Source organism: Bradyrhizobium sp., assembly GCF_035484855.1.
Classification (GTDB): domain Bacteria; phylum Pseudomonadota; class Alphaproteobacteria; order Rhizobiales; family Xanthobacteraceae; genus Bradyrhizobium.
Genome location: NZ_DATHOP010000169.1, coordinates 26,708 through 39,258, shown reverse-complemented (window position 1 = coordinate 39,258; position 12,551 = coordinate 26,708). Strand labels below are relative to the sequence as shown.

Annotated in this window: 10 protein-coding genes; 8 read left to right on the top strand and 2 right to left on the bottom strand. The window is 63.5% G+C overall.

All coding sequences use genetic code 11. The annotated features are described in order from the left end of the window. From dxr to lpxB, 8 genes are all read left to right on the top strand, one after another. Positions 1–818, top strand: an 818-nt coding sequence (gene dxr / locus VK804_RS19325) for a 1-deoxy-D-xylulose-5-phosphate reductoisomerase (protein WP_325373172.1), incomplete at its 5' end; no start/stop codon positions are given. Between the two features lie 44 nt (positions 819–862). Beyond that, positions 863–2,014 carry an RIP metalloprotease RseP gene (gene rseP / locus VK804_RS19320; RefSeq protein ID WP_325373170.1) on the top strand — a complete coding sequence of 384 codons (1,152 nt, stop codon included), beginning with the start codon at positions 863–865 and terminating at the stop codon, positions 2,012–2,014. A gap of 173 nt (positions 2,015–2,187) precedes the next feature. Continuing rightward, entirely contained in the window at positions 2,188–4,737 is a 2,550-nt protein-coding gene (bamA, locus tag VK804_RS19315; RefSeq protein WP_325373168.1) for an outer membrane protein assembly factor BamA, read from the top strand. A gap of 32 nt (positions 4,738–4,769) precedes the next feature. Then, positions 4,770–5,834 (top strand): UDP-3-O-(3-hydroxymyristoyl)glucosamine N-acyltransferase, encoded by a 1,065-nt coding sequence (gene lpxD / locus VK804_RS19310; RefSeq protein WP_325373166.1) that lies wholly within the window; start codon positions 4,770–4,772, stop codon positions 5,832–5,834. Continuing rightward, on the top strand, positions 5,834–6,292 hold the full coding sequence (gene fabZ, locus VK804_RS19305) for a 3-hydroxyacyl-ACP dehydratase FabZ (RefSeq protein WP_325373164.1): 459 nt from the start codon (positions 5,834–5,836) through the stop codon (positions 6,290–6,292). The genes lpxD and fabZ overlap by 1 nt, the downstream gene beginning before the upstream one ends. A gap of 162 nt (positions 6,293–6,454) precedes the next feature. Further along, positions 6,455–7,276: an acyl-ACP--UDP-N-acetylglucosamine O-acyltransferase gene (gene lpxA / locus VK804_RS19300; RefSeq protein ID WP_325373162.1), complete on the top strand. Its 822-nt coding sequence runs from the start codon at positions 6,455–6,457 to the stop codon at positions 7,274–7,276. Between the two features lie 13 nt (positions 7,277–7,289). Next, a complete protein-coding gene (locus tag VK804_RS19295; protein ID WP_325373160.1) occupies positions 7,290–8,147 on the top strand; it encodes an LpxI family protein in 858 nt (285 codons plus the stop codon). Continuing rightward, positions 8,147–9,337: a lipid-A-disaccharide synthase gene (lpxB, locus tag VK804_RS19290; protein ID WP_325373158.1), complete on the top strand. Its 1,191-nt coding sequence runs from the start codon at positions 8,147–8,149 to the stop codon at positions 9,335–9,337. Before VK804_RS19295 ends, lpxB begins: the two co-directional genes overlap by 1 nt. A 227-nt stretch (positions 9,338–9,564) precedes the next feature. On the opposite strand, the gene gltA is transcribed toward lpxB, so the two are convergent. Further along, complete coding sequence (gltA, locus tag VK804_RS19285; protein WP_325373156.1) at positions 9,565–10,869, bottom strand: citrate synthase; 1,305 nt, start codon at positions 10,867–10,869, stop codon at positions 9,565–9,567. A gap of 159 nt (positions 10,870–11,028) precedes the next feature. Continuing rightward, positions 11,029–12,456: a glutamate--tRNA ligase gene (gltX, locus tag VK804_RS19280; protein ID WP_325373154.1), complete on the bottom strand. Its 1,428-nt coding sequence runs from the start codon at positions 12,454–12,456 to the stop codon at positions 11,029–11,031. Positions 12,457–12,551 lie beyond the last annotated feature (95 nt).

The following is a 12,551-nucleotide window of genomic DNA, read 5'->3' as shown; positions in this document are numbered from 1 at the left end:
ACAAGGAATGTCTGGTTTGCGCGGGTGATTTTTTCATGCAGCGCGCGGCCAAGGCCGGAGCCTGCATCCTGCCGGCCGATTCGGAACATAATGCGCTGTTTCAGGCGCTGGGCTCCGGCAACCGGGAAGAACTCGTCCGCGTGATCATCACCGCATCGGGCGGACCGTTCCGGACATGGGCCAGCGCCGATATCGAACAGGCGACGCTGGCGCAGGCCCTGAAACATCCGAACTGGAGCATGGGGCAGAAGATCACCATCGATTCGGCGTCGATGATGAACAAGGGCCTCGAAGTGATCGAAGCCTCGTATCTGTTCGCGCTGACGCCCGACGAGATCGACGTTCTGGTGCACCCGCAGTCGATCGTCCATGGCATGGTCGAATTTTCAGATCGTTCGGTGGTCGCGCAATTGGGGGCGCCCGACATGCGTACCCCGATCGCGCATTGCCTCGGATGGCCCGATCGCATTGTCGGCCCGGCCGCCAAGCTCGATCTCGCCAAGATCGGACAGCTCACCTTCGAGGCGCCGGATTTCGCTCGTTTTCCCGGACTTCAATTGGCTTACGACGCGCTGCGCGCCGGTGGCGGCGCGACCACGGTTTTCAACGCGGCCAACGAGGTGGCGGTGGCGGCGTTCATTGCCGGCAAGATTCGGTTTGGCGCGATCGCCCGGCTGGTCGAGGCGACCATGAATGTCTGGATTCGCTCCGGCAATCTGGCGCCATTGACCTCGGCGGACGATGCCATCGCCGTTGACCATAATGCGCGAAATAAAGCTGCCACCCTCTTGCCTCAAATTGCCTTAAAGGCATCCTAGTAGGTTGGGGACAGGGCTTCCGGCTCTGCTGAAGGGGAAGTTGGATGTCCGAGTTTTTTCTGCATGGTTTCAATACCTTGAGCCATGGTCTGATCGGCTACATCATTCCCTTTTTGTTCGTGTTGACGATCGTGGTTTTCTTCCACGAGCTCGGCCATTTCCTGGTGGCCCGCTGGGCCGGCGTGAAAGTGTTAACGTTCTCGCTCGGCTTTGGACCGGAACTGTTCGGTTTCAACGACCGCCACGGCACGCGCTGGAAGGTTTCCGCGGTCCCGCTCGGCGGCTATGTCAAGTTTTTCGGCGACGATACCGAGGCCTCTACGCCGTCGACCGAAGCGCTCGCCCGCATGAGCGAAGAAGAACGTGAGGGTTCTTTCCATCACAAGAAAGTCGGGCCGCGCGCAGCGATCGTGGCCGCCGGTCCGATCGCCAATTTCCTGCTGGCGATCGTGATCTTCGCCGGCATGTCGCTGTACTACGGCAAGCCGAGTTCGATCCCGCGCGTCGATGTCGTTCAGCCGGACAGCGTTGCCGCCTCCGCCGGATTCAAGGAAGGCGATGTGGTGGTTTCGATCGACGGCTCTTCCATCGAGAGCTTCGCCGACATGCAGCGCATCGTTTCGACCAACGCAGGTTCCGAGCTGGTTTTTCGTGTGAAGCGCGACGGCGCTTTGGTCACTCTGAAAGCAACGCCTGCGCTGAAGGAAGTGAAAGATCTGTTTGGCAATAACCACAGGATCGGCGTGCTCGGCATCCAATACAACGCCCAGCCCAGCGATCCCAAGAGTGCGCCGGTCGGCTACCTGGAATCGCTGAAAATAGGTGTCGACCAGGTCTGGTTCATCATTTCAGGCACGTTCAAGTTCGTGGGGTCGTTGTTCGTGGGCGCCGGCAGCTCAGGCGATGTCGGCGGACCTCTGCGGATAGCCCAGCTTTCGGGCCAGGCAGCCAGCCTCGGCTTCCAGTTCGTGCTGCAGCTTTGCGCGGCGCTTTCGGTGTCGATCGGGCTGTTGAACCTGTTTCCGGTGCCGCTGCTCGATGGCGGTCATCTTTTGTTCTATTCGGTCGAGGCTGCGCGCGGACGCCCGCTGTCGGACCGCGCCCAGGAGATGGGATTTAGGATCGGGCTCGGTTTGGTGCTGATGTTGATGGTGTTTGCCACCTATAACGACATCCTGCATCTGGCTGCATCGTGAAACGGCTTTTTTGTGACGTGACCAATAGGCAACGTCTTGGAATGAAAATGGAATTGCCCTGCGATAGGACGTTTGCCGCCCCGGCAAAGTTGGCTACAAGCAGGGCAACGAATGGGAATCTGCGGGCGCGTAGGGGTGCGGGCCAGCACTGGAATGACAAGGGCGCGTTGCGCATGAATGTTGGAATGCGAGTCCGGGGGGGCTTGTTGGCCGCCCTGATTATGTTCGCCATGCCGGCCGCCGCCACGCTGGCAGGTTTGCTCGTGTCCTCGCCGGCCGCTGCCCAGAACGTCAATACGATCGAGGTCCAGGGTAACCGTCGCGTCGAGATCGAGACCATCCGCTCCTACTTCAAGCCGGGCCCCGGGGGAAAGCTGGATCAGGCCGCGATGGACGACGGTCTGAAGGCGCTGATCGAGACCGGCCTGTTCCAGGACGTCAGGATCAACACGGTCGGCGGCCATCTGGTGGTGAGCGTGATCGAAAACCCGGTGATCGGCAAAGTCGCCTTCGAGGGCAACAAGAAGATCAAGGACGAGCAGCTTTCGGCCGAAGTCCAGTCCAAGCCGCGCGGCACGCTGTCGCGCCCGATGGTGCAATCCGACGCCCAGCGCATCGCCGATATCTATCGCCACTCCGGCCGCTACGATATTCGCGTCACACCCGAAATCATCGAGCAGCCGAACAACCGCGTCGATCTGATCTTCACGATCGTCGAGGGCCAGAAGACCGGCGTCAAGGAAGTCGAATTCATCGGCAACAGGGCTTATTCGTCCTACCGTCTCAAGGACATCATCAAGACGCACGAATCCAACCTGCTGAGCTTCTTGGGCGGTGGCGACGTCTACGATCCGGACCGGGTCGAGGCGGATCGCGACCTGATTCGCCGCTTCTATCTGAAAAATGGCTATGCCGACGTGCAGGTGGTGGCGGCGCTGACCGAGTACGATCCGGAGCGCAAGGGTTTTCTGGTCAGCTTCAAGATCGAAGAGGGCCAGCAATATCGGGTGGCGGCGGTCAATTTCGAGTCCAGCATCGCAACGCTTGACGGAAATTCGCTGAAGAGTTTCTCGCGCGTCTATGTCGGCTCGCTCTACAATGCCGAGGCGCTGGAGAAATCCGTCGAGGAAATGCAGATCGAGGCCTCGCGGCGCGGCTATGCCTTTGCGATCGTGCGCCCGCGCGGCGACCGCAATTTCGACGCCCATACCGTCTCCATCACCTATGCGATCGACGAGGGACCGCGGACCTACATCGAGCGAATCAATATTCGCGGCAACACCCGCACCCGCGACTACGTGCTACGCCGCGAATTCGATATCTCGGAGGGCGACGCCTACAACCGCGCGCTGGTCGACCGCGCCGAGCGCCGCCTGAAGAACCTCGATTACTTCAAGAGCGTGAAGATCACCGCCGAGCCCGGGTCCTCCAGCGATCGCGTGATTCTGTTGGTCGATCTCGAAGAGAAATCCACCGGCGACTTCTCGGTGTCGGGCGGCTACTCGACCACCGACGGCGCGCTCGCCGAGGTCAGCGTTTCCGAGCGCAACTTCCTCGGGCGAGGCCTGTTCGCCAAGGCTTCGGTGACCTACGGCCAGTACGCCCGCGGCCTCTCGCTGTCGTATGTCGATCCCTATCTGCTCGACTACCGCGTCGCGATGGGCATCGACGTCTTCTACCGCGAGCAGCTGCCGAACAGCTATATTGCATACGGCACCAAGACCATCGGCTTCAGTCCGCGGCTCGGATTCCAGTTGCGTGAAGACCTTTCGCTGCAGGTTCGGTATTCGCTCTATCAGCAGACGGTTTCGCTGCCGTATTATCTCGACAATTGTAACAACACCACGAACAATCCGTTGCTGGCCTTCAACCCGTCGCCGGCTTTCGTTGCTGGGGGCGGCGATACAACGGGGGCAACCGATGCATCAGGCATGGGCCTGTGGTGCTACAGCGACGGCGAGGCCTCGTTGCCGATCCGCAAGGAACTGGCGGGTGGCGCCGCGCTGACGTCCTCGGTCGGCTACTCGCTGGATTACAATACGCTTGATAACAACAAGAACCCGACCGACGGTCTCTTGATCGACTGGAAGCAGGACTTCGCCGGCGTCGGGGGCGACGTGGCCTATCTGAAGAGCGCGATCGACGGCAAATACTACTCGCCGCTGGTCGCCGATATCGTCGGACTGGCCCACATCCAGGCCGGCATTCTCAACCATGTCGGTAGCAACGAGCTGCGGATGCTCGATCAGTTCCAGATGGGCCCGAACCTGGTCCGCGGCTTCGCCCCCAACGGCATCGGTCCGCGCGACATCAACCCCTTCGGCACGATGGACGCGATCGGCGGCACCAAATATTGGGGCGCCTCCTACGAGCTGCAGATGCCGTTCTGGTTCCTGCCGAAGGAAGTGGGCTTGAAGGGCGCGCTCTATGCCGACGCCGGCGGCCTGTACGACTACCAGGGGCCGACCAACTGGGCGGCCACCGGCGAGGTCAACGTGCCCGGCTGTATTCCTCCGACCAACAGTCCAACCAAGGCGCCCGCGTCCGGAACCTGTCTGGGATTGCAGTATGACAGCGGCAATACGGTTCGCAGCTCCGTCGGCGTAGGCCTGATCTGGGCGTCGCCGTTCGGACCGCTGCGCTTCGATTATGCGATCCCGTTGACCAAGGGCAAGTACGACATTGTGCAGCAATTCAAGTTTGGCGGCGGGACATCGTTCTGAGTTCGATCACCGGCCGGACCGCGACGAGGGGAATGGCGCAGCCGACATTTTTCGAGCAACCACCTGCGTCGACGCTGGCTGAAATCGCCGCGTTGACCAAGGCGCGCTTGGTCGATTCGTCCCGGGGCGGCCAACAGGTACGGGGGCTGGCTTCGCTCGACGAAGCCGGCCCGATGCATCTGACGTTTTTCGACAATCTCAAATACAAGGGCCAACTCGCTTCCACCAGGGCCGGCGCGTGCCTGGTGCACGCGCGTTTCGAGGCCGAGGTGCCCGCCCACGTCGCGGTATTGCGCGCCGCCCAGCCGTTCCGCGACTTCGTCAAGGTGGCGCGCGAATTTCACCGTGACGCGCTGCGTCCGCAATCCTGGTTCGGCAATGCCGGGATTGCGCCCTCCGCCGTCATCGACGAAAGCGCGCATCTGGAAGACGGCGTGATCGTCGATCCGCTGGCCGTGATCGGCCCCAACGTCGAAATCGGCAGCGGCACCATTGTCGGGGCCGGCGCCGTGATCGGCGCCAATGTCCGGATCGGGCGGGATTGCAATGTCGGCGCGCGCACCGCCATCCAGTTCGCGCTGATCGGCAACAATGTCCTGATCCACCCCGGCTGCAGCATCGGGCAGGACGGCTACGGCTTTGTCTTCTTCGGGCCGGACGGCCATCTGAAGGTGCCGCAGACCGGCCGGGTCCTGATCCAGAACGACGTGGAAATCGGGGCCGGCACCACCATCGATCGCGGCAGCCTGCGCGACACCGTGATCGGCGAGGGCACCAAAATCGACAATCAGGTCCAGATCGGTCACAATGTGACCATCGGCAGGCACTGCCTGCTGGCGGCCCAGATCGGGCTCGCCGGCAGCCTGACGATCGGGGACAATGTGGCGCTGGGGGCCAAGGTCGGCATCAACAACCATCTTCACATCGGCGACGGCGCCCAGGTCACGGCGATGAGCGCGGTCAAGGACGACATTCCGGCGGGCGGGCGCTGGGGCGGCCACTTTGCCAAGCCGACCAGGCAGTGGTTCCGGGAAATCCTGGCGGTGGAGCGTCTGGTGCGCGACAGCGCGGCCGATCCGAAGGGCGAGGGGGAGTGATGGAGGACGCCGCGGTCAGATTTGCGCTCGTGGACATCAACGAGATCCTCATGACGCTGCCGCATCGCTATCCGATGCTGCTGATCGACCGCGTGATCAATATCCGCACCGATTACAGCGGCGTCGGGGTCAAGAACGTCACCTTCAACGAGCCGCCGTTCCAGGGGCATTTCCCGGATCGGCCGGTCTATCCCGGCGTGATGATGATCGAGGCGATGGCGCAGACCGCGGGCGTGATCGGCATCAAATCGGTCGAGGGCACCGAGCGGCCGCGCGCGGTGTATTTTCTCACCATCGACAAATGCAAATTCCGCAAGCCGGTGATGCCCGGCGACACCATCGAATATCACATGCGCTCGATCGGTCGCCGCAAGACCATGTGGTGGTTTCACGGCGACGCCAGGGTCAACGGCACGACGGTGGCCGAAGCCGACATCGGCGCGATGCTGACGGATTGAGGGAGCGAGCACGCCGGCACTCCTGAATGGAGGCTGCGACACGGCCGGATCGGGGCTCGGAAGTGAAACACGGCGTAACCGGACGTCACTGGACAGTCCCGGCATGTCGCGCTAACCACCAGCAAACTCAGGCACATCCACGGCGACTTTTGCACGGCGATTTTGGCGCATAACCTGACCAGGAATACCATCGATCCCACCGCGCGGATTGAAGACGGCGCCGTCATCGGCGAGGGCACCACCATCGGCCCCTATTGCGTCATCGGTCCGAACGTCACGATCGGCGTCGATTGCAAGCTGCTGGCGCATGTCCACATCACGGCGCAGACCACGATCGGCGACAACTGCACGATCTATCCCTTCGTCTCGCTCGGCACCCCGCCACAATCGCTGAGCTGGCGCGGCGAGCTGACCCGGCTTGAGATCGGCCAGGGCTGCACCATCCGCGAGCAGGTCACGATGAACGCCGGCACCGTCGGCGGCGGCGGCGTCACCCGCGTCGGCGAGCGCGGTTATTTCATGAATTGCAGCCATGTCGGTCACGACTGCCGGGTCGGCAACGACGTCATCTTCGCGACCTCGGCCACCCTCGGCGGCCATTGCGAGATCGGCGATTTTGTCTTCATCGGCGGCCTGTCGGCGGTGCACCAGTTCACGCGGATCGGGCCGCAGGTGATGGTCGGCGGCGTCTGCGGCGTCCGCAGCGACGTGATCCCGTTCGGCCTAGTCAACGGCCAATACGCCACTCTGGAAGGGCTCAACATCGTCGGCATGCGCAGGCGCAAGTTCACCCGCGCGCGGCTCGCGACCGTGCGGACGTTTTATCAAAAACTGTTCCACGGGCCCGGCATCTTCGCCGAACGGCTGGACGCGGTGCAGCCGATGGCGGCCGAGGACCCCGCGATCGCCGAAATCCTGGCCTTCATCCGCGACAACAAGCATCGTGCCTTGTGCCTGCCGTCCGACGACGGCAAGCGGCATTGATGACATCAGAGCCATGACAACAGCGGCGCTGGAAATCTCTTCTCCGGTCGGGTTGATCGCCGGCGGCGGCGTCATGCCGTTCGCGGTTGCCGATTCGATGGTTGCGCGCGGCCTTCCGCCGGTGCTGTTCGCGTTGAAGGGCGCTTGCGATCCGGTGGCGGTCGAGCGCTACCGCCATTACTGGATTTCGGTCGGCCAGGTCGGCCGGGCCGTCAAACTGTTTCGCGCCGAAAACTGCCGGGATCTGGTCTTTATCGGCACGCTGGTGCGGCCGGCGTTGTCGGAAATCCCGCTGGACTGGACCACGCTTCGTATCCTCGGGCGGGTATGGGCGGCATTCCGGGGCGGCGACGACCATCTGTTGTCCAGCATCGGCCGCATCCTCGAGCAGGACGGCTTTCGCATGGTGGGCATCAGGGACGTCGCCCCGGACCTGCTGATGCCGCAGGGATGCCTGACCCGGTCGGCGCCCGATGCCAATGCCCAGGCCGACATCGCCAGGGGCCGCGAGGTGCTGGCTGCCCTCAGTCCCTTCGATATCGGGCAGGCCGCGGTCGTCATCGACGGTCATGTGGTGGCGGTGGAAGATATCGAAGGCACCGACGGCCTGCTGGCGCGGGTGGCGCGGCTGCGCGGCGAGCGACGAATTCGCGCCGAAGCCGGCCACGGGGTCCTGGTGAAGGCGCCGAAAAGCGGCCAGGATCTGCGTTTCGACCTGCCGACGATCGGACCGCAAACCGTCGAAGGTGCGGCTGCGGCGAAGCTTGCAGGGGTGGCGATCGTGGCCGGCAACACGCTCGTGGTCGAGCCGCAGGCGATGATCGAAAAGGCCGACGCGGCCGCGCTGTTCGTGACCGGCCTTGCCGCGTGATGGCGGCGCGACCAGCCACCAGCGTCGCGCGAAAAATCTTTTTGATCGCGACGGAAGAATCCGGCGACCGGCTCGGCGCCAATCTGATGAAGGTGCTGCGCCAGCGTCTCGGCGACGCCGTCCGGTTCGATGGCGTCGGCGGGCAACAGATGGCGCGCGAGGGGCTGATCTCGCGCTTCCCGATCGAGCAGCTGTCGATCATGGGATTGGCGGCGGTCGTCAAGCAGCTGCCGAAGCTGCTGCGGCTGATCCGGCAAACCGCCGAAGCCGTCACCGAGAGCGCACCCGACATCCTCGTGATCATCGACAGTCCGGATTTCACCCATCGGGTGGCACGGCGCGTGCGGGCGCGCGATCCCTCGATCCCGATCATCGATTACGTCTCACCCTCGGTATGGGCCTGGCGGCCGGGCCGGGCACGCGCCATGGTCTCCTATGTCGATCACGTGCTGGCGCTGCTGCCGTTCGAGCCGGAGGCCTACCGCCGGCTGCGCGGGCCGCCCTGCAGCTATGTCGGCCATCCCCTGGCCGAGCAGCTCGGCTCGCTCCGGCCGGACACAGCCGAACAGAAGCGCCGCGAGGCCGCCCCACCGGTGCTGCTGGTGCTACCGGGGAGCCGGCGCGGCGAGATCAGGCACCATATGGCGGTGTTCGGCGAAACGCTGGCGCGGCTCGCGGACGAGGGCGTGGCGTTCGAACTGCTCCTGCCGACCATGCCGCATCTGCAGCAAGCGGTCACTGATGCCGCCAAGGCCTGGAAGGTCGCGCCCAGGATCGTGCTCGGCGAACCGGAGAGGCGGGCGGCGTTCCGGATCGCGCGGGCGGCGCTCGCGAAATCCGGCACCGTGACGCTCGAGCTTGCGATATCGGCGGTGCCGATGGTCACGGCCTACCGGGTGGGCGCCGCCGAGGCCTGGATCATGCTCAAGATGATCCGGGTGAATTCGGTCATCCTGGCCAACCTCGTCCTGGGTGAGAACGTGATTCCGGAATTCATCCAGCACGATTGCACGGCGGAAAAGCTCTTGCCCGCGCTGCGCGACGTGCTGACGGATTCACCGATGCGCCAACGACAACTCGCGGCTTTCGCAGGGATCGACGGCATCATGGCCACCGGCAACCAATCGCCGAGCGCACGTGCCGCCGACATCGTGCTGGCGACAATGCGAAAGGCGAGACGGCCGGTTTAGTTGTCCGTCATCCTGAGGAGCCATGCGCAGCATGGCGTCTCGAAGGACAACGGCCACCGTGGCCGTTCATCCTTCGAGGCTCGCTGCGCGAGCGCCTCAGGAGACGGATAACCCAATCGCGTAGGGTGGGCAAAGCGTAGCGTGCCCACCATTGGAGATGCTCTGGCAAAGATGGTGGGCACGGCGCAAGCGCGCCTTTGCCCACCCTGCGAGTTCGGAAATCTTTCCTACTTCCGCTTGCCGATATCCACGTAGTCGCGCCGGGTGACGCCGGTGTAAAGCTGACGCGGGCGGCCGATCTTCTGCTGCGGGTCCTCGATCATCTCGCTCCACTGGCTGATCCAGCCGACGGTGCGCGCGACCGCGAACAGCACGGTGAACATCGAGGTCGGAAAACCCATCGCCTTTAGCGTGATGCCCGAATAGAAGTCGACGTTCGGATAGAGCTTGCGGTCGATGAAATAGGGATCGTTGAGCGCGATCTTTTCCAGTTCCAGCGCGACCTTGAGCATCGGATCGTCGCCGTGGCCGGTTTCCGCCAGCACTGCGTGGGTCATCTTCTGCATGATCTTGGCGCGTGGATCGTAGTTCTTGTAGACCCGGTGGCCAAAGCCCATCAGGCGGACTTCGCTGTTCTTGTCCTTCACCCGCTTGATGAAGTCTGGAATCTTGTCGACCGTGCCGATGCCGGACAGCATCGCCAGCGCCGCCTCGTTGGCGCCGCCATGCGCCGGGCCCCACAGGCAGGCAATGCCGGCGGCGATACAGGCGAACGGATTGGCGCCGGAAGAGCCGGCGATGCGCACCGTCGAGGTCGAGGCGTTCTGCTCGTGGTCGGCGTGCAGGATGAAGATCTTGTCGAGCGCGTCCGCCAGCACCGGATTGATCTTGTATTCCTCGCACGGCACCGCAAAGCACATATGCAGGAAGTTCTCGGCGAAGGAGAGCGAGTTCTTCGGATACATGAAGGGCTGGCCGATGGTGTATTTGAACGCCATCGCGGCCAGGGTCGGGATCTTCGCGATCATGCGCATCGAGGCGATCATGCGCTGCTGCGGGTCATTGATGTCGGTGGAGTCGTGATAGAACGCCGCCAGCGCGCCGACCGCGGCCACCATGATCGCCATCGGATGGGCGTCGCGGCGAAAACCCTGGTAGAAGCGGGCCATCTGTTCGTGAACCATGGTGTGGTGGATCACGCGGTTGTCGAAGTCCTTCTTCTGCGCAGGGGTCGGAAGCTCACCGTAAAGCAGGAGGTAGCAGGTCTCGAGGAAGTCGCCGTGTTCGGCGAGCTGCTCGATCGGATAGCCGCGGTATTCCAGGATGCCGGCGTCGCCGTCGATATAGGTGATCTTGGACTGGCAGCTGGCGGTGGAGGTAAATCCGGGATCGTAGGTGAACATCCCGGACTGGGCGTAGAGTTTGGCGATGTCGACGACATCGGGCCCGACGGTGCCGCTCAGGATCGGGAAATCGTAAGTCTTGTTGCCGACCGTCAGTGTTGCGGTTTTGGTGTTGGATGTTGCGTCCATCGTGAAGTCCCCGATGAGATCGTTGCAGAAGGCGGCGGCCGCGGGCGCCATGCCGAAGCGATGGCGACAGGAAGCCGGCTATTCCGGAAGCACTTATTAGATGGGTATCTTATTGCTGTTTGCACTGCAAGATGGGCACGGCTGGCCTGCGCTACCATCTTATGACGGGGCTTGATCGCCGAGCCGGGCTAGGCATTCCTGTTTTCCAAGTACCGAAAGCACCTCGAAGATGCCGGGCGAGGTGGTTTTCCCGGTCAGCGCCACGCGGAGCGGCTGGGCCACCGCGCCGAGCTTGAGGTTGTTGGCTTCGGCGAACGCCCGCATTGCGGCTTCGGTGGTTTCCGCGGTCCACGGGTCGACCGCCGCCAGCGCGGCGCGCAGCCGGCCGATCAGCTCGCGCGTTTCCGGCGTCAGCAGGGCTTCGGCCCTGGGTTCGATCTCGAGCGGCCGGTCGGCGAAGATGAAATACGAGGCGTCGATCAGCTCGATCAGCGTCTTGGCGCGCTCCTTCAGGCTCGGCATCGCCGCCAGCAGTTGCGCGCGCGTGGCATCGTTGAGCTTGGCCTTCAGCTCGGTGCCATCAGGCACATAGTCCAGCACGCGCTCGAATTGGGTCACGAGGGATCGATCGTCGGAGTGGCGGATATAGTGGCCGTTCAGGTTCTCCAGCTTGGCGAAGTCGAAGCGGGCGGCTGAGCGGCCGATACCGGACAAGTCGAATGCCCTAATCATCTCCTCGGTGGAGAAGATTTCCTGGTCGCCGTGGCTCCAGCCGAGCCGGACCAGGTAATTGCGCAGCGCCGCCGGCAGGTATCCCATGGCGCGGTAGGCATCGATCCCCAGCGCGCCATGGCGTTTTGACAGTTTCGAGCCGTCGGGGCCATGGATCAGGGGGATGTGCGACATCGAGGGGACGCCCCACGCCAGCGCATCGTAGATCTGCTTCTGGCGCGCGGCGTTGATGAGGTGATCGTCGCCGCGGATGATGTGGGTGACGCCCATGTCGTGGTCGTCGACCACCACCGCCAGCATGTAGGTCGGGTTGCCGTCGCCGCGCAGCAGCACGAGGTCGTCGAGGTTCTCGTTCTGCCAGACCACGCGGCCCTGCACCTGATCCTCGATCACGGTCTCGCCGGTCAAGGGCGATCTGAGCCGGATCGTCGGCTTGATGTCGTTGCGTGCTTGCGAGGGGTCGCGATCGCGCCATAGCCCGTCATAGAGGCGGGTGCGGCCCTCGGCGCGGGCCTTGGCGCGCATCTCGGCGAGCTCTTCAGGCGTGGCGTAGCAGCGATAGGCATGGCCTTCGGCCAACAGCTGCTCGGCGACCTCGCGGTGCCGCGCGGCCCGGGTGAACTGGTAGACGACGTCGCCGTCCCAATCGAGCTCGAGCCATTTCAGCCCGTCGAGGATGGCCGCGATGGCCGGCTCGGTCGAGCGCTCGCGATCGGTGTCCTCGATTCGCAGCAACATCCTGCCGCCGTGCTTGCGCGCATAGAGCCAATTGAACAGCGCGGTGCGGGCGCCGCCGATATGGAGGAAGCCGGTCGGGGAGGGCGCAAAGCGCGTGACGATGGAGGAGTCAGTCATACCAGGAGCGGGCCGGAAACAAGGTGGGCATGCGGAAAGCGCGCTGGTGTATAGCAGGAACGGTGCATAACTAAAGCCTTCCTTGGGGCGAGCGG

Excerpts from the sequence above, each read along its gene's own strand:
- gltX (WP_325373154.1), bottom strand. The coding sequence starts at position 12,456 with ATGACTGACTCCTCCATCGTCACGCGCTTTGCGCCCTCCCCGACCGGC.
- gltA (WP_325373156.1), bottom strand. The coding sequence starts at position 10,869 with ATGGACGCAACATCCAACACCAAAACCGCAACACTGACGGTCGGCAAC.
- VK804_RS19295 (WP_325373160.1), top strand. The coding sequence starts at position 7,290 with ATGACAACAGCGGCGCTGGAAATCTCTTCTCCGGTCGGGTTGATCGCC.
- bamA (WP_325373168.1), top strand. The coding sequence starts at position 2,188 with ATGAATGTTGGAATGCGAGTCCGGGGGGGCTTGTTGGCCGCCCTGATT.
- fabZ (WP_325373164.1), top strand. The coding sequence starts at position 5,834 with ATGGAGGACGCCGCGGTCAGATTTGCGCTCGTGGACATCAACGAGATC.
- lpxB (WP_325373158.1), top strand. The coding sequence starts at position 8,147 with ATGGCGGCGCGACCAGCCACCAGCGTCGCGCGAAAAATCTTTTTGATC.
- lpxD (WP_325373166.1), top strand. The coding sequence starts at position 4,770 with ATGGCGCAGCCGACATTTTTCGAGCAACCACCTGCGTCGACGCTGGCT.
- rseP (WP_325373170.1), top strand. The coding sequence starts at position 863 with ATGTCCGAGTTTTTTCTGCATGGTTTCAATACCTTGAGCCATGGTCTG.